General features: G+C 62.7%; 1 protein-coding gene. It reads right to left on the minus strand.

The annotated features are described in order from the left end of the window. Nucleotides 1-437, minus strand: a 437-nt coding sequence (locus AB4037_RS34695) for a hypothetical protein (protein ID WP_441774694.1), incomplete at both ends; no start/stop codon positions are given.

Below are 437 nucleotides of genomic sequence, written 5' to 3' on the forward strand. Positions count from 1 at the left end.
GGGAGGGTGAGAGTCCGGTCGGCGCATTGCATTGCGGCCCTGATGGGCGTGCCGCAGGTCAGCGAATAGGGTTTGATGCCGGTCTTTTCCCGAACGCAGTCCCGCCGCACCGCGGCAATTGGCGACCTGGGATCGAGGCCACGCAGCATCATGATCTTTTGGAGCCTGTCCATACATCCTGTCCGGCACTGCGGACTGGATTCGGCCAGTTCGTCGAAGGCGCGCAGCAGGCCGCGAGCGATCGCAGTCATTTGCTCGGGATTGGAGCGATTAGCCAGAGTGACCAGCGCGAAGGCCTGTTCAGGCTGTGCAATGGCCGTTCGATAGGACGTTTCTTCCAGGGCCTGCCCACCATGGGGATGGACCGAAAGCAGCCTGAGCATCTCCGGCGAAAGGTCTTCCCGCGCCTGCTCGCAACCGAGTGGATCCGCTTCCGA

It is taken from the genome of Labrys sp. KB_33_2 (assembly GCF_052114505.1).
Taxonomy (GTDB): Bacteria; Pseudomonadota; Alphaproteobacteria; order Rhizobiales; family Labraceae; genus Labrys.